At 72.2% G+C, this 20,557-nt stretch carries 24 protein-coding genes; 16 read left to right on the forward strand and 8 right to left on the reverse strand.

Going from position 1 to position 20,557, the window contains the following annotated elements; translation table 11 throughout:
* Positions 1-64: 64 nt before the first annotated feature.
* The 4 genes from OHB01_RS24445 to hisF are packed head-to-tail and all read left to right on the forward strand — an operon-like array spanning position 65 to position 2,412.
* A complete protein-coding gene (locus OHB01_RS24445; RefSeq protein ID WP_142645063.1) occupies positions 65-436 on the forward strand; it encodes a hypothetical protein in 372 nt (123 codons plus the stop codon).
* A 4-nt stretch (positions 437-440) separates the two neighbouring features.
* The gene (priA, locus tag OHB01_RS24450; RefSeq protein ID WP_142645064.1) at positions 441-1,166 is read left to right on the forward strand and encodes a bifunctional 1-(5-phosphoribosyl)-5-((5-phosphoribosylamino)methylideneamino)imidazole-4-carboxamide isomerase/phosphoribosylanthranilate isomerase PriA; all 726 of its coding nucleotides are present in this window, start codon (positions 441-443) and stop codon (positions 1,164-1,166) included.
* Positions 1,167-1,218: 52 nt separating this feature from the next.
* Positions 1,219-1,638, forward strand: a complete 420-nt coding sequence (locus OHB01_RS24455; RefSeq protein WP_205829677.1) for a RidA family protein — start codon at positions 1,219-1,221, stop codon at positions 1,636-1,638.
* A gap of 3 nt (positions 1,639-1,641) precedes the next feature.
* Complete coding sequence (gene hisF / locus OHB01_RS24460) at positions 1,642-2,412, forward strand: imidazole glycerol phosphate synthase subunit HisF (protein WP_142617152.1); 771 nt, start codon at positions 1,642-1,644, stop codon at positions 2,410-2,412.
* A 43-nt stretch (positions 2,413-2,455) separates the two neighbouring features.
* On the opposite strand, the gene OHB01_RS24465 is transcribed toward hisF, so the two are convergent.
* The 4 genes from OHB01_RS24465 to OHB01_RS24480 all read right to left on the reverse strand — a co-directional run bounded on the left by OHB01_RS24465 (position 2,456) and on the right by OHB01_RS24480 (position 4,829).
* A complete protein-coding gene (locus OHB01_RS24465; RefSeq protein WP_328854022.1) occupies positions 2,456-2,686 on the reverse strand; it encodes a hypothetical protein in 231 nt (76 codons plus the stop codon).
* 521 nt (positions 2,687-3,207) lie between these two features.
* A complete protein-coding gene (locus tag OHB01_RS24470; protein ID WP_167530286.1) occupies positions 3,208-3,369 on the reverse strand; it encodes a hypothetical protein in 162 nt (53 codons plus the stop codon).
* A 556-nt stretch (positions 3,370-3,925) separates the two neighbouring features.
* A complete protein-coding gene (locus OHB01_RS24475) occupies positions 3,926-4,090 on the reverse strand; it encodes a hypothetical protein (RefSeq protein ID WP_168065545.1) in 165 nt (54 codons plus the stop codon).
* Between the two features lie 103 nt (positions 4,091-4,193).
* Positions 4,194-4,829 carry a TIGR03085 family metal-binding protein gene (locus OHB01_RS24480; protein WP_142645065.1) on the reverse strand — a complete coding sequence of 212 codons (636 nt, stop codon included), beginning with the start codon at positions 4,827-4,829 and terminating at the stop codon, positions 4,194-4,196.
* 264 nt (positions 4,830-5,093) lie between these two features.
* On the opposite strand from OHB01_RS24480, the gene OHB01_RS24485 reads away from it, so the two are divergent.
* The 4 genes from OHB01_RS24485 (at position 5,094) to OHB01_RS24500 (ending at position 9,846) form a co-directional block, all read left to right on the forward strand.
* Positions 5,094-6,875, forward strand: a complete 1,782-nt coding sequence (locus OHB01_RS24485; protein ID WP_147942320.1) for an ABC transporter ATP-binding protein — start codon at positions 5,094-5,096, stop codon at positions 6,873-6,875.
* Complete coding sequence (locus OHB01_RS24490; RefSeq protein ID WP_328854023.1) at positions 6,856-8,730, forward strand: ABC transporter ATP-binding protein; 1,875 nt, start codon at positions 6,856-6,858, stop codon at positions 8,728-8,730. Before OHB01_RS24485 ends, OHB01_RS24490 begins: the two co-directional genes overlap by 20 nt.
* A gap of 102 nt (positions 8,731-8,832) precedes the next feature.
* Entirely contained in the window at positions 8,833-9,279 is a 447-nt protein-coding gene (locus tag OHB01_RS24495) for a DUF234 domain-containing protein (protein WP_260617041.1), read from the forward strand.
* Between the two features lie 132 nt (positions 9,280-9,411).
* Positions 9,412-9,846, forward strand: a complete 435-nt coding sequence (locus tag OHB01_RS24500) for a RidA family protein (protein WP_142645068.1) — start codon at positions 9,412-9,414, stop codon at positions 9,844-9,846.
* A gap of 28 nt (positions 9,847-9,874) precedes the next feature.
* Here the strand turns inward: OHB01_RS24500 and OHB01_RS24505 are convergent, their stop codons facing one another.
* From OHB01_RS24505 to OHB01_RS24520, 4 genes are all read right to left on the reverse strand, one after another.
* Entirely contained in the window at positions 9,875-10,675 is an 801-nt protein-coding gene (locus OHB01_RS24505) for an ABC transporter permease (RefSeq protein WP_142645069.1), read from the reverse strand.
* 55 nt (positions 10,676-10,730) lie between these two features.
* Positions 10,731-11,600, reverse strand: a complete 870-nt coding sequence (locus tag OHB01_RS24510; protein ID WP_142645070.1) for an ABC transporter permease — start codon at positions 11,598-11,600, stop codon at positions 10,731-10,733.
* Positions 11,601-11,670: 70 nt separating this feature from the next.
* Positions 11,671-12,900 (reverse strand): ABC transporter substrate-binding protein, encoded by a 1,230-nt coding sequence (locus tag OHB01_RS24515; RefSeq protein ID WP_328854024.1) that lies wholly within the window; start codon positions 12,898-12,900, stop codon positions 11,671-11,673.
* Positions 12,901-13,010: 110 nt separating this feature from the next.
* On the reverse strand, positions 13,011-14,063 hold the full coding sequence (locus tag OHB01_RS24520; protein ID WP_142645072.1) for an ABC transporter ATP-binding protein: 1,053 nt from the start codon (positions 14,061-14,063) through the stop codon (positions 13,011-13,013).
* 122 nt (positions 14,064-14,185) lie between these two features.
* On the opposite strand from OHB01_RS24520, the gene OHB01_RS24525 reads away from it, so the two are divergent.
* From OHB01_RS24525 to trpB, 8 genes are all read left to right on the forward strand, one after another.
* A complete protein-coding gene (locus OHB01_RS24525) occupies positions 14,186-14,929 on the forward strand; it encodes a FadR/GntR family transcriptional regulator (protein ID WP_328855865.1) in 744 nt (247 codons plus the stop codon).
* Positions 14,930-14,934: 5 nt separating this feature from the next.
* Positions 14,935-15,702: a hypothetical protein gene (locus tag OHB01_RS24530; protein WP_142645073.1), complete on the forward strand. Its 768-nt coding sequence runs from the start codon at positions 14,935-14,937 to the stop codon at positions 15,700-15,702.
* Positions 15,703-15,743: 41 nt separating this feature from the next.
* Complete coding sequence (gene hisI, locus OHB01_RS24535) at positions 15,744-16,094, forward strand: phosphoribosyl-AMP cyclohydrolase (RefSeq protein WP_030509961.1); 351 nt, start codon at positions 15,744-15,746, stop codon at positions 16,092-16,094.
* Positions 16,091-16,732 carry a Trp biosynthesis-associated membrane protein gene (locus tag OHB01_RS24540; RefSeq protein ID WP_168065547.1) on the forward strand — a complete coding sequence of 214 codons (642 nt, stop codon included), beginning with the start codon at positions 16,091-16,093 and terminating at the stop codon, positions 16,730-16,732. The genes hisI and OHB01_RS24540 overlap by 4 nt, the downstream gene beginning before the upstream one ends.
* Positions 16,733-17,171: 439 nt before the next feature.
* The gene (locus OHB01_RS24545; RefSeq protein ID WP_147942170.1) at positions 17,172-17,861 is read left to right on the forward strand and encodes an RDD family protein; all 690 of its coding nucleotides are present in this window, start codon (positions 17,172-17,174) and stop codon (positions 17,859-17,861) included.
* Between the two features lie 10 nt (positions 17,862-17,871).
* Positions 17,872-18,297, forward strand: coding sequence for a DUF2752 domain-containing protein (locus OHB01_RS24550; protein WP_328709681.1), 426 nt, complete (start codon positions 17,872-17,874; stop codon positions 18,295-18,297).
* A 144-nt stretch (positions 18,298-18,441) separates the two neighbouring features.
* Positions 18,442-19,266, forward strand: coding sequence for an indole-3-glycerol phosphate synthase TrpC (gene trpC / locus OHB01_RS24555; RefSeq protein ID WP_142645077.1), 825 nt, complete (start codon positions 18,442-18,444; stop codon positions 19,264-19,266).
* Between the two features lie 44 nt (positions 19,267-19,310).
* Complete coding sequence (gene trpB, locus OHB01_RS24560) at positions 19,311-20,537, forward strand: tryptophan synthase subunit beta (protein ID WP_142645231.1); 1,227 nt, start codon at positions 19,311-19,313, stop codon at positions 20,535-20,537.
* The last annotated feature ends 20 nt before the right edge of the window (positions 20,538-20,557 follow it).

A 20,557-nucleotide genomic window follows, 5' to 3' on the forward strand; every position in this document is an offset into this window, starting at 1 on the left:
GCGGGGCCGCGGCGCGTACGGCCGGCCAGGCCGAGGCCGTGACCGGACCTGAGCGGGAGGCCCGATGAGCAAGGAACGGGCCCGTCGGAGGGCAGAGCGCGAAGCCGAGCGCGAACGCCTCGCGGCGGCCCGGGCCGAGCGTGAGGCGAGGGCGGCCAGGCGGCGTGAGATGCGCGAGCGGCTCGTGGGGCCGCTCGCCGGAGCCGTGGCGGCGGTGCTGCCACGACCGGCCAGGCCCGTGCGGGTGGCCCGGCAGCGCGGGTATCTCGCCCGCCGCCGCCGCACGGAGAACGGCGTCGTCGTCGTGCTGTGGTTCCTCGTCCAGGTGCTCGCCTGGATCCTGCTCGACTCGTGGATGGCCCGCCTGGGCGTGTTCCTCGGCTCGATCCTGCTGCTCCCGGTGCTCGTCACCATCGTTTTCGACCGGAGGTCATGAATAAATGTCGCTCGTATTGCTCCCGGCCGTCGACGTCGCCGACGGCCAAGCCGTCCGCCTCGTGCAGGGCGAGGCGGGGACGGAGACCTCGTACGGGGATCCGCTCGCCGCCGCCCTCGCCTGGCAGAAGGCCGGTGCGGAGTGGATCCACCTGGTCGACCTCGACGCGGCGTTCGGCCGGGGGAACAACCGCGAGCTGCTCGCCTCCGTCGTCGGCGCGCTGGACGTGAACGTCGAGTTGTCCGGCGGGATCCGTGACGACGCCTCTCTTGAGGCCGCGCTGAGCACCGGCTGCCGCCGGGTCAACATCGGCACGGCCGCGCTGGAGAACCCCGAGTGGTGCGCCAGGGCGATCGCCGAGCACGGCGACCGCATCGCGGTTGGACTCGACGTGCGCGGCACCACGCTGGCCGCCCGCGGCTGGACCCAGGAGGGCGGCGACCTGTGGGACGTGCTCGACCGGCTGGAGTCGGAGGGCTGCCCGCGTTATGTCGTCACCGACGTGACCAAGGACGGCACGCTGCGCGGTCCCAACCTCGACCTGCTCCGTGAGGTGTGCGCGCGGACCGACCGCCCGGTCATCGCCAGCGGCGGGGTGTCGTCGCTCGACGACCTGCGCGCGATCGCGACGCTCGTGCCGGACGGCGTCGAGGGCGCCATCGTGGGCAAGGCGCTGTACGCCCAGGCGTTCACCCTGGAAGAGGCGCTCGCGGCGGTGAAGTCCGCATGAGCGAGCGCGACCCCTGGCGCATGCCGTTCCGGGCCGAAGGAGAGGAGGCGGCATGAGCATGGAGATGCCCGAAGGGCGGATCTCCTCCGGCGGCCCGTGGGAGGACCGCTACGGCTACGCCCGCGCGGTCGTGGCCGGGCCGCACGTGCTCGTGTCCGGCTGCACCGCCACCGTGGGCGGCGAGGTCCAGCACGTGGGCGACGCCTACCAGCAGACGCTCACCGCCTTCTCCATCGCGCTGGACGCCGTGGAGAAGGCCGGCATCACCCGGGCCGACGTGGTGCGGACCCGCCTCTACGTGGTGAACGCCGACGACTTCGATGCCGTCGGCAAGGCCCACGGCGAGGTCTTCGGCGACGTACGGCCCGCCTGCACAAGCGTGCAGGTCGCCGGGCTGGTCGACGAGCGCATGCTGGTCGAGGTCGAGGTCGAGGCCTACCGGCCGGTGGAACGTGGCGACTGCGGAGGCTGAGCGATGACCGTGGCGGTGCGGGTGATCCCCTGCCTTGACGTGGACGCGGGCCGGGTGGTCAAGGGGGTCAACTTCGAGAACCTCAGGGACGCCGGCGATCCGGTCGAGCTGGCCGCGCGCTATGACGCCGAGGGGGCCGACGAGCTGACCTTCCTCGACATCACCGCCTCCTCGGGCGAGCGCGAGACCATGCTCGACGTGGTGCGCCGTACGGCCGAGCAGGTGTTCATCCCGTTGACGGTCGGAGGCGGCGTGCGGTCGGCCGACGACGTCGACCGGCTGCTGCGCGCGGGCGCCGACAAGGTCGGCATCAACACCGCGGCCATCGCGCGGCCGGAGCTGCTGACCGAGACCTCGCGCCGGTTCGGGTCGCAGTGCATCGTGCTGTCGGTGGACGCGCGCCGGGTGGTCGACGGGCCGCCCACGCCCTCCGGGTTCGAGGTGACGACCCACGGCGGGCGCCGGGGGACCGGCATCGACGCGGTGGAGTGGGCGCGTCGCGGGGAGGAGCTCGGCGTCGGCGAGATCCTGCTCAACTCCATGGACGGCGACGGCACCAAGTCGGGATACGACCTGGAGATGCTGCGTGCCGTACGGGCGGCGGTGAGCGTCCCGCTGATCGCCTCCGGCGGCGCCGGGCGGCTGGAGGACTTCCCGCCCGCCGTGGAGGCCGGTGCGGACGCCGTGCTGGCCGCCTCGGTCTTCCACTTCGGCCAGCTCAAGATCCACGAGGTCAAGGACACGCTGCGCGCGGCCGGTCACCCGGTGCGCTGACCGCCCGCCGGGGGCCGGAATCCGGCCCCCGGCCGGTGGGTGCTCAGTCGATGTCGATGATCGCCGTGGGGTAGGCGTCCGGGCCCGTCCCGAGCGACGACGACGCCATCGACTGGTACTGCCACTGCCCCTGGAAGGCGCCGCCGTGGCCGCACCAGTCGTCGCCCCAGCACGTCGTGGCGGCGGACGCCTCGTGAGCGGGCTGGGCCGCCGCGAGACCGAATGCGGCGAGGAACGCCAGGCCCAGCAGGCTCGGGAAACGCTTGGCACGCATAGCTGTCTCCTGTCCGTCAAAGGATCACGCGGCGCTCCGGAGTCCGCCCTCCTCAAATGGTCAGCCGGACATCGCACAACCGTCCATCCCAATCACCGCAAATAGGACGATAGTGGGCGAAAACCGGCATACACGATTGTGTGTTCTTTATCGTGATTTCGGGCAGGGTCGGGTGTGCGCGGAGCGCGAGGGGCCGTCCCCAGAGGTCGCCGAGGCCGTCCGGCGGGCGATGACGGGGCGTTCGCGGAGTATGCGCCTATGGAGCGCGGAGTACGCGCTTACGAGGCGCCGGCGGCGCGGGAGGTGCGGGCGGCATGGGCGGCGCGGGCGGCATGAGACTGCGGCCGGTCACGCGGGGACGCGAAAGGAGAGGCCGGCGGAGCAAGGGCGGATGCCCTGCCGGCCTGTGGGCGGAGAGCCTCGGGGCTCTGACTGTCAGTGCGGTTCGTTAGTGGTTCGTCGCTGCCTGTGGTGGTGATCGGGGTTACCTGAGGGAGAACGGAGGCGGGTGGTCCACGGTCTCAACTCAGCACCGAGGTGAAGAAGGTCGCCAATCTGCTGGCTCCGGTGTTGACCGTGTCGAACACGCCTCGCACGGCTCCTGCCGCCGCTTGCGGCTGGCTGTAGAGGTAGAAGACCACGAACGCGATGGCCGCGTACGTAAGAACCTTCTTCGCCTTCATCGGGGGGCCTCCTGCAGTCGATATCCCGGTCGTTTGTACCCGGCGGCAGTAATGATCATAACTAGCCGAGAGGACATGAGGCCGTTCCGCCCTCATAGTGAGACGACGGGACGGAGCGGCTCATCGCGGCGCGATACCGGCGACCTGCGGGCCTGTCCGGACCCTGCCGGCGCGGCGTGGAAAGAGCGGGGTCCGGCCGCTGAAACATGCGGGATCGGTCCTCGAACGAGTGCGGTTCTGGCCCGCGCCGAGCCGGGTTCTAGCAGGGTTCTGGCCCCGCCGACCGGGTTCTGGCCGGCGGCGAGCGGGGCTCGGCCGGGAGAAGAGCGGGGCCATGCCGGAACCGAGCGTCTATGTCGGAAATGTGCGTAGCCGCCCAGGTGAGCAGGGGGCTGCCGAGGATGGTGGGCATACGGTGTCCGGGAAGGCCCGGGTATCGCCGGCGTCGGCCGCGGCCCACTGCGCGGTCGCGCGTTCGAGCTTGTCCGGGTTCGCCCCCGACAGGCAGGGGGCTTCGCCCCGGATGAACGGGGGCGGCGCCCCGGACGAACGCGCCTCAGCCCGAGAAGAGCGACGTGAAGAACGCCGACAGGCGTTCGGCTCCCGTGCCGATCCCCCCGAACAGGTTCTTGACCGCGTCCGCCGCGTTCGCCGGCTGCGTGAACAAATAGAAGACCACGAACGCGATGGCCAGATAGGTCAGGACCTTTTTGAGGTTCATCCGGGGCTCCCAAACGCTCCCACACGTCGTGCGCTGGTTTCACATGCTGCCCCATTGCACGAGGTTTACGTGGAGAATTCCGGACAACTCCCGCGATTCATCCTCACGGCCCCAAACGGGCATCCTGGAGCCGGGCGACCGCCGCCGCGTCCCCGTCGTACGTGACCCGGGCGTGCGCCTGCCTGCCGAACGCGAACAGCAGCAGCTCCGACGGCTCGCCGGTGACCACCACGGCGGGCTCGGCCATCCGCCCGGCGGTCTTCGTCCCGTCGGGACGGCGGAGCACGACCCCCACGGGGGCCTTGCGCAGGAAGAGCCGGGCGCCGCCGCGCAGCCGCTTCCAGAACGTCTCCTGGAGGTCCCGGGGGACGACGCGGGGCTCCCAGCCGGCCTGCGCCCGCCGTACGTCCTCGTGATGGACGAAGAACTCCGCCGTGTTGACGATCTCGTCCAGGCCGGGGACCAGCCCGTACGGCGTCCAGCGCGGCGGGCCCTGACGGACGAGCTCGACCAGCTCGGGATAGGGGTGGCGGCGCTTGACGCGCTCCTGCACCGCGGCGGTGTAGCCCGCCATGAACGGCAGCGCGATGCCGGGCGCGGCGTCGAGCCGGCGCTCGCGCAGGACGAGGTGGGCCGTGAGGTCCGCCGTCGCCCATCCCTCGCACAGCGTGGGCGCCTCGGGGCCGAGGCGGTCGAGCAGGTCGCAGAGCGCCGCGCGCTCTGTCTGGGCGTGTGTCACGCGATCAGCCTATGCGTCCCTCGTCCCGCCCGGACCGGCGGCCGCGGGTGTCCGAGGAATAAACCGGTTGATCAGGATGATAGGGAGTAACTAGGACCAAGGACTCGGGCGGCGTCGGTCCGGTGACCGATCCGGCGGCGTCCCCGAGTGAGTAACGTCCCCCTTCGGGGTGCTCACAGGGAGCGGCCCCGGCAGGTCCCCCGATCGGAAGGAACGCACCGCGTGCCGACCAAGGAGTCACCCGCGCGGCCCGGCAGCTCAGTCATGCTCCAGGGTCTCAAGGTCATCGGTGTGGCGATCAGAACCGAGCCGAAGATCTTCACCGGCGCGGTCGTCGCCAGCGCCGTCTACGGCGCGATGACCGTCGCCGCGTCCTGGGCGCTCGGCTGGGCGACCGACAACGCGGTGCTGCCCGCGTTCCGGGACGGCGCGGCGAGCTCGGGCACGCTGGTCGTGGCGGCCCTGCTGATCGTGGGCGTGGCGGTGCTCAAGGCCGCCGGGATCATGGGCCGGCGCATCATGGCCGGGATCCACCAATACCGCATGCAGGCCCACTCCCGCCGCGCCGTTACGCGGCAGTACCTGCGGCTGCCCCTCGCCTGGCACCACCGCCACCCGACCGGGCAGCTGCTGTCCAACGCCAACTCCGATGTCGAGGCGGCCTGGGCGCCGCTCGCCCCGCTGCCGATGGCGGTGGGCGTGGTCGTGATGCTGGTGACGGCCGCCGTGGCGATCGTGCTGGTCGACCCGGTGCTCGCCGTCGTCGGCTTCCTGATCTTCCCGGCCGTGGCCGTGCTCAACCTGGTCTACCAGCGCAGGCTCTCCCCGCTCGCGATGCGGGCCCAGCAGCTGCGGGCCGAGGTGAGCGAGGTCGCCCACGAGAGCTTCGACGGCGCGCTCGTCGTCAAGACCCTCGGCCGCGAGGACGCGGAGGCCGCGCGCTTCCAGGCCAAGGCCGACGCGCTGCGCGACGCCAACGTCGCCGTCGGCCGGATCCGCGGGCTGTTCGACCCCATGCTGGAGGCGCTGCCCACGCTGGGCGTGCTCGCCGTGCTGCTCGTCGGGGCGCTGCGGCTGGAGTCGGGCGGCGTCGCGGCGGGCGACCTGATCCAGGTGGCCTACCTGTTCACCCTCCTCGCCTTCCCGATCCGGGCGCTGGGCTGGGTGCTGGCCGAGCTGCCGCGCAGCGTCGTCGGCTGGACGCGGGTCAGGGACGTCCTCGACGCCACCGGCTCCATGGAGTACGGCACCGCCCGCCTGGACGACTCCGGCCCGGCCCGGGTGGAGGCCGAGGGCGTCTCCTACGCGTACGTGCCGGGCAACCCCGTGCTGAAGGACGTGAGCTTCGCCGTGGCGCCGGGCCGTACGATCGCGCTCGTCGGGCCGACCGGGGCGGGCAAGTCGACGCTCACCCAGCTGCTCGCGCGCCTGATCGACCCCGGCGAGGGCGTCGTCCGCGTCGACGGCGTCGATCTGCGCGAGGTGGCCAGGGGCGAGGTGAGCGCCTCGGTGGCACTCGTGCCGCAGCAGACGTTCCTGTTCGACGACACCGTGCGCGGCAACATCGCGCTCGGCGGCCAGGTGCCGGACGAGCGCATCTGGGCCGCGCTGCGGCTCGCGCAGGCCGACGGCTTCGTCAGCGCCCTGCCGTCCGGCCTCGACACCCGGATCGGCGAGCGCGGCGCGACGTTGTCGGGCGGCCAGCGCCAGCGTCTCGCCCTCGCCCGCGCGGTCGTGCGCGAGCCCCGGCTGCTCATCCTCGACGACGCCACCTCCAGCGTCGACCCGCAGGTCGAAAAGCGCATCCTGTACGGCCTGCGCGACGGGGCCGCCGAGGCCACGGTGATCGTGGTCGCCTACCGGATGGCGACGATCGCGCTGGCCGACGAGGTCGTCTACCTGGAGCAGGGCGTGGTCGCCGACCACGGCACCCACGAGCAGCTCCTGGCCCGCTGCGCGGGCTACCGCGACCTCGTCACCGCCTACGAGCGCGAGGAGGCCGAACGCGCCGCGTTCGAAGACACCGATGAGGAGGTCGTGGCATGACGCCCGGCCCGAGGACCCTGACGAGGACCCTGACGAGGAGCGTGACGCGGTGACCGCCGTGAACGACACGGCCACGGGAGAGACCTCGTCTCTGCGGTCGGCCGACCGGAGCGCCCTGGAGACGCTCAGGCAGGGCCTGCGGCTGTCGCCGGAGTTCCGCCGCGGGCTCACCGGCACGCTCGTGCTGGCCGTGCTGGCGACACTGGGCAAGGTCGTCGTCCCCATCGCCGTACAGCAGGTGATCGACCGCGGCCTGGGGTCGGGCGAGCCCGACCTGCCGTTCATCCGGAACGCGGTCGTCCTGTGCGCCCTCGCCGTCGTGCTGACCGCGCTGTGCGGCTACCTGATGAACGTCCGGCTCTACCGCTCCACCGAGTCGGGCCTGGCGGCCCTGCGCGGCAAGGGTTTCCGCCACGTGCACGACCTGTCGGTGCTGACGCAGAACACCGAGCGGCGCGGCGGCCTGGTGTCCCGCGTGACCGGCGACGTCGACCAGATCAGCACGTTCATGCAGTGGGGCGGGCTGATGGTCATCGTGTCCGCCGGCCAGCTCGTGGTGGCGACCGTGCTCATGGCCGTCTATTCCTGGCAGCTCACGCTGCTGGTGTGGGCCTGCTTCCTGCCGCTGGTGCTGGCCCTGCCCCGCTTCCAGCGCCTGGTGGCCAAGGCGTACACCAAGGTGCGCGAGCGCGCCGGCGACGTCCTCGCCGCCGTCAGCGAGTCGGTCGTCGGCAGCGCGGTGATCCGGGCGTACGGCTCGGAGGACCGCACCGCCGACCGGATCGACACGGCGGTGGACGGGATGCGCGCGGCGCAGACCCGGGCCCAGAAGATCGTCGGGTTCACGTTCCCGGTCACCGAGCTGGTCGCCTCGATCACGGTCGCGCTGGTGGTCGTGGCCGGGGTCTGGCTGGGCGTCGGCGGCTCGATCACGGCCGGGCGGCTCATCGCGTTCCTGTTCCTGATCACGCTGTTCATCAGCCCGCTGCAGACCGCGACCGAGGTGCTGAACGAGGCGCAGAACGCGATCGCCGGCTGGCGGCGCATCCTGGGCGTGCTCGACACCCCGGCCGACGTGGCCGACCCCGAGAACGGTGCGACGCTGCCGCGCGGCCCGATCTCGGTCCGTTTCGACGGCGTGGGCTTCGCCTACCCCGGCGGGCCGCCGGTGCTCCACGACGTGTCGGTCGAGATCCCGCCGCGCACGCGGATCGCCGTGGTGGGGGAGACCGGCTCGGGCAAGACGACCTTCGCCAAGCTGCTCACCCGGCTCATGGACCCCACCTCCGGCCGGATCCTCGTGGACGGCACCGACCTGCGCACGGTGAGCTTCTCCTCGCTCCGAGAGCGGATCGTCATGGTGCCGCAGGACGGGTTCCTGTTCGACTCGACGCTTGAGGACAACATCCGCTTCGGACGGCCCTCGGCGACCCGGGAGGAGATCACCCGGGCGCTGACCGAGCTCGGCCTGGCCGACTGGCTCGACGGCCTGCCCGCCGGCCTCGACAGCCCGGTCGGCCAGCGGGGCGAGTCCCTTTCCGCCGGCGAGCGCCAGCTCGTCGCGCTCGCCCGCGCCTACCTCGCCGACCCCGACCTGCTGCTGCTCGACGAGGCCACCTCCGCCGTGGACCCCGCCACCGAGGTGCGCCTCGCCCGCGCCCTCGACGGCATCACCCGTGGCCGTACGGCCGTCTCGATCGCCCACCGCCTGTCCACCGCCCAGGCGGCCGACGAGGTCATCGTGTTCGAGCACGGCCGGATCGTCCAGCGCGGCCCGCACGCCGTCCTGGTCGAGCAGCCCGGCGTGTACGCCGACCTCTACGCCTCCTGGACCACCGCCACCACCGTCCGCTGAATGCCGCGTCACTGACGTCGAACGTCACCGACGTTGGACGTCAGCGACGTCCCCTGCCAGTAATGAAGGCTGGGATTCGTCAACCCCTTCCTCGCCTTCTACCTGGGCCCGCTCTCGCGTTATCGGGCCGACATCGAGCTGGGCGCCGGGCCGGACGTCGTCCAGGCCCTGTACGAGGCGATGAGCGAGCATCTCGGGCAGGTCTACGAGGAGGCGTTCCGAGACCACCTGCGGCGGCGCGCGGCGGCGAGGGAGCTCGGGCCCCGGGTCGTCGCCGTCGGACCCTGGTGGAAGGACGACGGCCAGGACGAGATCGACGCCGTCGTGCTCGCGGAACCCGCCCGCACGCGCGTTCCGGTCCTCGTCGGCGAGGCCGAGTGGAGCCGCACCGTGGACGCGGAACGGCTGCGGGCGCGCCTGTCGCGCAAGGCGGCGAAACTCACCGGCGACGTGGACGCGCTCACCTACGCCGTGTGCGCCCGTGAGGAGGTCACCCACGTGCGCGAGGGCGTCCTGCCGATCACCGCGGCCGACGTCTTCCGTCCCTGATCAGGTCCGTACGGCGTCGGAGAGGCCGCTGTCCGCCCGGCCCGAGGAGGCCGGCGAGGCGTTGGGTATCTTGACGGCCGTCATGAAGGAGATCACCGCCAGGGCGGCGGCAGGAGCGGGAGCGAGCGGAACATGGGGGACATCGTGGGGAAGCCGGTGCTGGTCGAGCGGCGCAGCACGGACAGGATCGCCCCGCCCCTCGGCGCGTACAGCCATGCGGCGCGGGTCTCGCCGGACGCCGCCGTCCTGCACATCGCGGGGCAGATCGGCAACGCCCCCGACGGAACGGTCGCCCCGGACGCGTACGGGCAGACCGTCCAGGCGTTGCGCAACATCGCGGCGGTCGTCGAGGACGCCGGAGGCACCCCGGCGGAGGGGCTGGTCTCGCTGTTCACGATGGTCGCGAGCCGGGAGGCGCTTCCCGGAGTGCGCCGCGGCATCGGCGAGGTGCTCGCCGAGTGGTTCCCCGAGGGGGACTACCCGATCAACTCGTTGATCGTGGTGGCCGGGCTGGCCCGGGAGGACCTGCTGGTCGAGATCGCCTCGACGGCGGTGGTGCCGGGATGACGCCGGGTAGTCCGGCGGGCGGGTCGCCTCAGTGGGTCTGCGGGTCGCCGCCGGACAGGCGCTGGGCCAGATAGATCGGGATCACCGACAGCAGGATCAGCGCGGCGGCGACCACGTTGACCACCGGCGCCTGGTTGGGCCGGAACAGGTTCTCGAAGATCCAGATCGGCAGCGTGCGGACGCCGGCCCCGGCGGTGAACGTCGTGACGATGATCTCGTCGAACGACAGCGCGAAGGCGAGCAGCCCGCCCGCGAGCAGCGCCGAGCGCATCATCGGGAACGTCACCAGGCGGAACGTGGTGAACGTGTCCGCCCCGAGGTCGGCCGACGCCTCCTCCAGGTTCAGGCCCATGCGGCGCAGCCGGGCCAGCACGTTGTTGTAGACGGTGACCACGCAGAACGTCGCGTGGCCCACGATCACGGTCAGCAGCCCGAGAGGCAGGCCGAGCACCGTGTGGAACGTGTTGCTCAGCGCGATGCCGGTCACGATGCCGGGCAGGGCGATGGGCAGCACGATCACCAGCGAGACCGTCTCCCGGCCGAAGAACCGGTAGCGCTGCACCGCGAAGGCGGCCATCGTGCCGAGCACGAGCGCGATCGCGGTCGCGCCGAGGCCCGCCTGGACCGAGGTCCACAGCGCGTCGCGCAGGCCGGCCGAGCCCCAGGCGGCGCCCCACCAGCGCAGCGTGAACCCGGCGGGCGGCCAGGAGAAGGTCCGGTCGGAGTTGAACGAGTTGAGCAGCACCACGGCCAGCGGCACGTAGATCACGGCCAGGCCGGCCACCAGCGCCGCCCGCAGCAGCGTCCGGGCCGTACGAGACAGGTTCACCGGGCCTCCTCCGCCCGCCGGTGGATCCGGTCGCCGGTTCGTTCGCTTCGCTCTCTCACAGGTTCTCCAGCGCGCCGGTGCGGCGTACGGCCGCGAGGTAGACCAGCATGATCACGACGGGGACGGTGGCGACGGCGGCGGCGAAGGGCAGGTTGTTGGCCGCGCCGATGTTGTCGTAGACCACGTTGCCGATGAGCTGGGTCTTGCCACCGACGATCTTCACGGTGATGTAGTCGCCCAGGGAGAGGGAGAACGTGAAGATCGACCCCGCCACGGCGGCGGGGAAGGTCAGCGGCCAGACCACCGTGCGGAACGTCCGCCACGGGCGCGCGCCGAGGTCCCCGGCCGCGTCGAGCAGCGAGTTCGGCAGCCGTTCGAGCCCCGCGTAGATCGGCAGGATCATGTACGGCAGCCACAGGTACGACAGGGTCACCACGGTGGCGGTCAGGCCGTAACCCCAGCCGAGCACGCCGTCCGAGGACAGCATCACCCGCCACGCGTACGCCTTGACCAGGTAGGACGCCCACAATGGGGTGAGCACGGCGATCACGAGCCAGCGCTGGGCACGCGGCGAGGCCAGCTTGGCCATCGCGAACGCCATGGGGAAGGCCACCACCAGGTCGATCAGCGTGACCGCCGCGGCCACGCCGATCGAGCGCAGGGCGACCGTGCGATAGACCTCGCCGGTGACCAGATCGGTGAAGTTGGCCCAGGTGAACACCTTGACCACGTCACCGGTGAACACGTCCGTCGACCAGAACGCGGTGACCAGAAGGGCGGCGAGCGCGCCCAGGTAGGCCAGTCCCAGCCAGGCCAGGGGCGCCGACAGCAGCAGCGACAGCCGCACGCCGGCGTGCCGGTGCAGGAATGAGGCGGCCCGCCTCCGCATCCCGGGGGAGGCGGCCGTCGTCGTGAGGGTCGTCATCGTCTTCTCTCCGTGGGGCTGCTCATGCGGCCGAGGGGGGACGGCCGGGCGGCCGTCCCCCGGGGAGCGCTCAGCCCTTGATCTCGGTCCAGGCCCGGGTCCACTCGGAGTAGTCGGTGCACTTGACGTCGGTGCGCCCGTCGAGGCACTGCGCGATCGGCGTGGTCCAGTAGTGGACCTTGGAGAAGTACTCCTCGTCGGTCGCGTGGTAGGTGTCGCAGAAGGACTTGTCGGACGTCTGCTCGCACGCCTTGGCGTTGGCCGGCGCCTCGCCGAACCACTCGGCCACCTGCGCGTTGGCCGTGGGGGAGATGATCCAGTCGAGCCACTCGTAGGCGCAGTTGGGGTGCTTGGCCTGCGCGGCGACCATCCACGTGTCCGACCAGCCGGTGGAGCCCTCCTTGGGCAGCGTCGTCTGCACCGGCGCCTTGTCGGCCTCCACCAGGTTGGCGATCACCTGCCAGGTCGTGCCCACGGCCGTGTCGCCGGACTTGAACGACTGCACCGCCTTGGTGTAGTCGGACCAGTATTCGCCGATGTTCTGCTTCTGCTGCTTGAGCAGGTCGACCGCGGCCTTGAGCTGCGTCTCGTCCAGCGCGTACGGGTCCTTGATCCCCAGCTCGGGCCTGGCCGACATGAGGTAGAGCGCGGCGTCGGCGATGTAGATGGGGGAGTCGTACGCCGTCACCTTGCCCTTGTAGGGCGAGGCGGGGTCGAACACGACGCCCCAGGAGTCGGGGGCCGGGTTCACCGTGTCCGTGCGCCACATGAGGAGGTTCGCGCCGCGGCCGTGCGGGATGCCGTACGCGACCCCGTTGACCGAGTTCCACGGCTTGAGCTTCAGCCCCTCGAACACGTCCTTGTAGTTGGGCACGAGGTCGGTGTTGACCGGCGCGACCGTGCCGGAGGCGATCAGGCGCAGCGAGGCGTCGCCGGACGCCGACACCGCGTCGTACTCGCCGGTCTTCATCAGGTTGACCATCTCGTCGGACGTGCCCGCGGTCTTGGTGTTGACCGTGCAGCCGGTGGCCTTCTCGAACGGGTGGACCCAGTCGACCTTGGGGTCGTTGGAGCCGTCCTCCGCGTAGCCGGCCCAGGCGACGAGGTTGACCTGTCCCTCGCCGGGGCCGAGGGACTTCAGGGTCTCGATCTTCGGCGGGGTGAAGGCGCCGCCGGGGGCCGCGGCCGAGCCGCCGCCGTCGGTGGACGAGCCGCCGCCGCAGCCCGCGACGGCCGCGAGGGCGAGCGCGGCGGTGACGACGAGAGACGGCCTGGCGAAACGCGGACGGGGGGACCGCATCGTGGTTCTCCTTGCTGTGAGTGGTGCCGGGGGGCGCGGTGCCTGGGCGCGGTGCCTGGGCGCGGTGCCTGGGCGCGGTGCCGGGGGCGCGGTGGCGGAGTCAGCCGGCGTCAGCCGGCGGCGACCGGCTCGGCCGGGGTGTCGATGGGGAACTCGTGCCGGCGGTTCCACACGAGGCGGACGCGGGCGCCGCGCAGGCCCGTCACGTCCATGGAGGACGCCTCCAGGTTCTGCTGGAGGGCGATCAGGCGCCCGCCCGCGTCGAGGTCCACGACGAACCGGGTCGCCGGACCGGCGTACACGACCTCGCGGATCACACCGGCGGCCTCGTGCTCGTCCGGTGCCGGCGGCTCCTCGCCGAGCACGACGCGCAGCTTCTCGGGCCGGACGCTGAAGGTGCCCTCCCTGCCCAGCACGGCCCGCGCGGCCTCGCCGGAGACGAGGTTGGAGGTGCCCACGAACGAGGCGACGAAGGCGGTGGCCGGGCGCTCGTACACCTCGGCGGGGGTGCCGATCTGCTCGATCCTGCCCTGGTCGAACACCGCGATCCGGTCGCTCATCGTCAGCGCCTCCTCCTGGTCGTGGGTCACGAACAGGAACGTGATGCCGACCTCCCGCTGGATCGCCTTCAGCTCGACCTGCATCTCCTCGCGGAGCTTGAGGTCGAGCGCGCCGAGCGGCTCGTCGAGCAGCAGCACGCGCGGCCGGTTGACCAGCGCGCGGGCCAGCGCGACCCGCTGGCGCTGGCCGCCGGACAACTGGGCCGGGCGCCGCTTCTCGAAGCCCTCGAGCCGCACCGAGCGCAGCGCGGCGAGCGCCCGCTCGCGCCGCTCCGCTCGCGGCACCTTCTTCACCCGCAGGCCGTACTCGACGTTGTCCAGCACGCTCATGTGGGGGAACAGCGCGTAGTCCTGGAAGACCGTGTTCACGTCGCGCTCGAACGGCGCGAGCCGCGTGACGTCACGCCCGCCCAGCTCGACCGTGCCCGCCGTGGGCGACTCGAACCCGGCGATCATGCGCAGCACGGTGGTCTTCCCCGACCCGGACGGCCCGAGCATCGCGAAGAACTCCCCGTCGGCGACGTCGAGATCGATCCCGGCCACGGCCTCGACCGGCCCGAAGTTCTTGCGCAGGCCGCGAAGACTGACTGCTTGGTCTGGCATGACCTGAAACATATGGAGTTAAATGTTTCGCGTAAAGACCCGATCCGGTATCACTGTTGTGAACTTCCGCGGAGGCCCGATTTTTCGCGACGGCGCGGGCGAACAGGAGTGCGACCGTGAACATGGCCCGCCTGGCCGTCTTCTCACCCGTGGACAGCACCGCCCGGGTGGACGCCGTGGTCCGGCGGCTCGCCGACGCGATCGCGGTCGGCCTGCTCGCCGACGGGGAGCAGCTGCCCAGCGAGGCCGAGCTCGCGGGCCGGCTCGGTGTCTCCACCGTGACCCTGCGGGAGGCGCTCATGGCGCTGCGCCAGCAGGGGATGGTCGAGACGCGGCGCGGGCGGGGCGGCGGCAGCTTCGTGCGGCGTCCCGCCGGGATCGACCTCCTGGCGCGGCTGCGCGCGTTCGCCCCCGACGAGCTGCGCGACTTCGGCGACCACTACGCGGCCATCGCGGGGGCGGCGGCCCGGCTCGCCGCCGAGCGCTCGCTGCCCTCGGACGTCGCGCCCCTGCGGCGCACGCTGGACGAGATGGACGCCGTCGCCGCCGCGCCGGAGGCGGCCGGGTCCGCGGAGGCGTGCGCCCGGCTGCGCAGGCTCGACGGCCGGTTCCACATCGAGGTCGCGGCGGCCTCGCAGTCGGCTCGCCTCACTCAGGAGGAGATCCGGTTACAGGCTGACATCGGAGCGTTGCTCTGGCTTCCGCACGAGGGCCCGGGCGGGCACCATGAGACGGCGGCACAGCATCGCGCCATCGCCGAGGCCGTCGAGCGCGGCGACGGCGAGCAGGCCAGGGCCGTCGCCGAGCGGCACGTGCTCGACGCGACACGACACCTCATCGAGCTTCGGCTGCGTCTGCGGGAGTGACAGGCATGAGCACAGTGGCGTCTCTTGCGCAGGCCGGCCACGACCGCGCCGCCGCGGCGGTGGCGCGGGTGCGCGAGGCGGCCGAGGGCGTCTTCGAGGCGCTGCGCGAGGTCCGCGACGCCGCCGTCGCCTGCGCCCTGCCCGCCGGCGGCACGCGCCGCCCGGTGGCGGCCGACCTCGCGGCGCTGCGCCCGCTGCTGTGGGCCCGGCTGCGCGGCGGCGCGCTGTCCGCGCACATGCCCGCCCATCTGCCCGCCCTGATCGCGGGGATCGGCTTCATCGCCGCGCCCGGCCTGCTGGCCGACGCGCCGTGGTACCTGGAGTGGTGGCAGGAGAACCCCTCCGGAGATCCCGTGCAGCTCCTGCGGGACATGGACCCGGCGAGCAGCGCCTTCTACGACTACACCCACTGGGACTGGTACGCCGGCCCGTCGTCCGGCGCGGAGCGCACGATCTGCGGGCCGTACGTCGACTATCTGTGCACCGACGAGTACAGCCTCACGCTGTCGGTGCCCGTGCTGGCGGGCGGGACCTTCGCCGGGGTGGCCGCGGCCGACGTGTTCGTCCGGCGGTTCGAGGCCGCGGTGCTCCCGGCGCTGCGCGCGATCCCGGGCCCGGCGTTCCTCGTCAACGACGAGGGCCGGGTCGTCGCGTCCAACACCGCGACCTGGGTCACGGGATCGGTCTACCGGGGCGGCCGGGGCGGCGAGGAGCACGCCGTACGCCGAGTGGGCGATCTTCCGCTGTCGCTGGTGACCGCCGCGTCCGCATAGCGGCGGCGGGGGCGGCCGGGGGCTGCGGCAGAATTGGCCTCATGGCCCTCGACCCCAAGATCGCCGACCGGCTGAAGCGCACGCCGGACGGCCTGGTGCCCGCGATCGTCCAGCAGCACGACACCGGAGAGGTGCTCATGCTCGCCTGGATGGACGACGAGGCGCTGCACCGCACGCTCACCACCGGCCGGGCGACCTACTGGTCCCGCAGCCGGGGGGAGTACTGGGTGAAGGGCGACACCTCCGGCCACGTGCAGTGGGTCAAGCACGTGGCGCTCGACTGCGACGGCGACACGATCCTGCTCAAGGTCGACCAGGTGGGGGCGGCCTGCCACACCGGCGACCGCACCTGCTTCGACGCCGACGTCCTCGACGTGAGCGGCGCGCCGTGACCGCCCCCGCTCCCGCCCGCGACCAGGCGCGTACGGCGCGGCGCTCGCTGCTGGTGTGGCTGGCCGCCTGCGCCGCAGGCGGCGGGCTCGCGCTGCTCGCCGCGGGCCGCGTGTGGGTCGCGCTCGGCACCGTGAAAGGCACGGCGGAAGGCCCCGCCGGAGCGGGCAGCGGCTCCCTCACCGGCAACGACCTGGTGGCCTGGCTCACCCCCGCCGCGCTGGCCGCGCTCGCCGCCGTGCTGGCCGTGCCGGCGACCCGGGGGGCCGCGCGGCGCGTGACGAGCGTGGTGGTCGCCCTCCTCGGCGTGGCGGTCGCGGCCGGGGCCTGGGACGGCACGCGCGAGGCGACGATCCTGTCCGTGGCCGCGCGGCACATGACGACCGCGGTGACGTCCTCCGGTCACATCTCCGTGGAGTCGCGCGCCTGGGTCTGGCCGCTGCTCACCGTCGTGGGCGGGCTCGTCCTGGCCGGGGCGGGCGTGGCGGCGGCGATCCTGAGCGCGCGCTGGCCCGGCATGTCGAGCAGGTACGAGCGGGGGGCCGGGCACACCGGAACGGGCGGCGGCACCGCGAGGGTCAAGGACGCCGACAGGGCGATGTGGGACGCCATCGACGAGGGTGAGGACCCCACCGCGTAGCCCGTCCACCGGCTGGAGAGCAGCTCTCCGGTGCGTGTTGGGCCGTTTACACCTCGATTACAAATTGTCCACAAAGCTAAGTCTTGCCCCGGCCGGCCGCCCTGCTGCCGATAGGCTTCCCGCCGACCTCTGATCGTCGCGTAGGAGACCGAATGAGCCACGGGAGTCGGCTGGGCGGCACAGGCGGCCACGGCCGCCGGCCCGGCCGGGGTGACCTGCCGCCGGTGTCCGGCGGTCGTCGCCATCTCCTCCGTCCGGTCCGCATCAGCGCCGGCCACCTTCCGGCGCGGGCGGCAACGGCGTGGTCGTCGCGTCACTTCTCTCCGGCATCCCCGGCCCGTCTCCATGCGGCGCTCCGCGGATTCTCGGGGCCGTCTCCGGTCTTGTCGCGCTGAGAAGATCCGAGACCCCTTTTCCCCCACTCACGCAGGAGCATTCCATGACGTACGGCAACGACCCGGGCTACAACCCGGGTGGTTACCCGCAGAACCAGCCCGGCCCGCAGGGCGGCTACCCCCCGCCGCAGGGCGGCTACCCGCCTCCCCAGGGCGGCTACCCCCAGGGTGGCGGTTACCCGCCGCCGCAGGGCTACCCGTCCGCGCCCGCCGGCGACCAGTACGGCGGTCAGTACGGCGCCCAGTACGGCGGCGCGTACGGCCAGCCCGGGGGCTACCCGGCTCCCGAGCTCGCGCACTGGGGCCTGCGCGTCGGCGCCACGCTGATCGACGGCCTCATCGTCGGCGTCCCCACCTGGATCCTGAGCATCATCGGCAGCGCCCTGAGCGCCGGCTCGGTGGACCAGGAGACCGGCCAGGTCGGCTCCGGCTTCGGCATCGGCCTGGTGCTCTCCCTCCTGGCCATCGTCGTCGCCCTCGGCCTGGGCCTGTGGCTGAAGCACAAGGAGGGCACCACCGGCCAGACGGTCGGCAAGAAGGTCGTCGGCATCCAGACGGTCAAGGAGCAGACCGGCGAGTACATCGGATTCGGCATGGCCGTCGTCCGGTACATCTGCCACATCGTGGACGGCCTGCCCTGCTACATCGGCTACCTGTGGCCGCTCTGGGACGCCAAGCGCCAGACCTTCGCCGACAAGATCGTCGGCACCGTGGTCGTGCGAGCCCCGCGTTAGGCTGACCTCCATGGAAGTCACCGGACGGCGCGTGCGCGACCGGGTGCGGTCGCTGTGCGCGCCGTTCGGCGCCGCGGTCGTTCTGGCCGCGGCGGTGACATGCCTGGCGGTGGTCGACCCGCACGAACCGGGTCACTACCCCGTCTGCCCGCTCTATTACCTGACCGGCCTCTACTGCCCCGGGTGCGGCGCGCTGCGCGCCGTGCACGACCTCGCCCACGCCGACATCGCCGGGGCGGCGCGGATGAACCTGCTCTTTGTCTTCTGCGTTCCTGTCGTAATCACGTTGTGGGCCCGATGGGCGTTACGATCATGGCAGGGACGGCCCATGCGCCCGGACAGCGCGCGCCCCGCGTACCTGTGGGGACTCCTCGCCGTCGCGGCCGTCTTCGGGGTGGTGCGTAATACGCCTTTCGGGCAATTCCTCGCACCGTGAATCGACCCGGTGGCGGCTCGACGCGAGACGGGCCGATACCATCGCAGGGCAGGACACGCAGAGCAGCCGACCGGAGGGACCCTTACGCGTGAGCGAGCGGACAGGCAGATCGCGTGAGCTCCGAGCCGAAGGCGAGGAGGACGCGTGAGTGTTCTTGAGGACATCATCTCGGGCGTCCGGGAGGACCTCGAGGAGCGGCAGCGCGACGTGCCGATCGAAGAGCTCAAGCGGCTCGCCGCCCGCGCACCCGAACCCCGGGACGCCTACGCCGCGCTCGGCGGCGACCGGGTGTCGGTCATCGCGGAGGTGAAGCGGTCGAGCCCCTCGAAGGGCGCGCTCGCCGCGATCGCCGACCCCGCCGCCCTCGCGGCGGACTACGAGGAGGGCGGCGCCCACGTCATCAGCGTGCTCACGGAGCGGCGCAGGTTCGGCGGCACGCTCGCCGACCTCGCGGCCGTGCGCGCGGCCGTGGACATCCCCGTCCTGCGCAAGGACTTCATCGTCACCTCCTACCAGCTGTGGGAGGCCAGGGCGCACGGCGCCGACCTCGCCCTGCTCATCGTGGCGGCCCTCGACCAGCAGGCGCTCGTCTCGCTGATCGAGCGGGCCGAGTCGATCGGGCTCGCCCCGCTCGTCGAGGTGCACACCGAGGAGGAGCTGGCCCGGGCGGTCGACGCCGGCGCCAAGATCATCGGGGTGAACGCCCGCAACCTCAAGACGCTTGAGGTGGACCGCGAGGTGTTCGCCAAGCTCGCGCCCAAGGTGCCGGACGGCGTCATCAAGGTCGCCGAGTCCGGGGTGCGCGGCCCGCACGACCTGCTCGCGTACGCGAGGGCGGGGGCGGACGCCGTCCTGGTCGGCGAGAGCCTGGTCACCGGCAGGGACCCCAAGGCGGCGGTCAACGACCTCGTGACCGCGGGCGCCCACCCGGCCTCCCGGCAGGACACCGGCTCCGAGAGGCACTCGTGAACGACAGCGCATCGGAAGGAGGCCACGTGACCGCGACGGAGGGGATGATCCTCACCCCCGCGGACCTGGCCGGCAACGGCGTCCACGGCAACGACCCGGACATCAACGGCAAGTTCGGCATCTTCGGCGGCAGGTATGTTCCGGAGGCGCTCATCCCGGCCCTCGACGAGGTCGCCGCGGAGTACGAGAAGGCCAAGACCGACCTGGGCTTCCTGCGCGAGTTCGACCACCTGCTGCGCACGTACGCCGGCCGTCCCACGACGCTGACCGAGGTGCCGCGGTTCGCCGAGCACGCGGGCGGCGCGCGGATCCTGCTCAAGCGCGAGGACCTCACCCACACGGGCGCACACAAGATCAACAACGTGCTCGGCCAGGCGCTGCTGACCAAGCGGCTGGGCAAGCGGCGCGTCATCGCGGAGACCGGGGCGGGCCAGCACGGCGTGGCCACCGCCACCGCCGCGGCGCTCATGGGCCTGGAGTGCGTCATCTACATGGGCGCCGTCGACTGCGAGCGCCAGGCGCTCAACGTCGCCAGGATGAAGCTCCTCGGCGCGACGGTCGTGCCCGTCACCAACGGCAGCCAGACCCTCAAGGACGCCATCAACGAGGCGTTCCGCGACTGGGTCACCAACGTCGACCACACCCACTACCTGTTCGGCACCGTCGCGGGTCCGCACCCGTTCCCTGAGATCGTGCGCGACTTCGCCAGGATCATCGGCGTGGAGGCCCGCCGTCAGGTCCTGGAGCTCACCGGCAGGCTGCCGGACGCCGTCTGCGCCGCCGTCGGCGGCGGCTCGAACGCCATCGGCGTCTTCCACGCCTTCGTCGAGGACCAGGACGTCCGGCTGTACGGCTACGAGGCCGGCGGCCGGGGCGCGGAGACCGGCGAGCACGCGCTGACCCTGACCGAGGGCAGCGTCGGCGTGCTGCACGGCGCCCGCACCTACGTCCTGCAGGACGAGGAGGGCCAGACGATCGAGTCCCACTCGATCTCGGCCGGCCTCGACTACCCCGGTGTGGGCCCGGAGCACGCGTGGCTCAAGGACACCGGCCGGGCCACCTACGAGGGCGTGACCGACGCGGAGGCCATGGAGGCCTTCGCCCTGCTCGCCCGCACCGAGGGCATCATCCCGGCCATCGAGTCCTCGCACGCGCTCGCGGGCGCGCTGCGGCTGGGCCGCGAGCTCGGCCCCGACGCTCTCATCCTGGTGAACCTGTCGGGCCGCGGTGACAAGGACATGGGCACCGCGATGAAGTACTTCAACCTCTGATCAGCATCGATAGGGCATCC

The organism is Microbispora hainanensis (assembly GCF_036186745.1).
In the GTDB taxonomy this organism is placed as follows: domain Bacteria; phylum Actinomycetota; class Actinomycetes; order Streptosporangiales; family Streptosporangiaceae; genus Microbispora.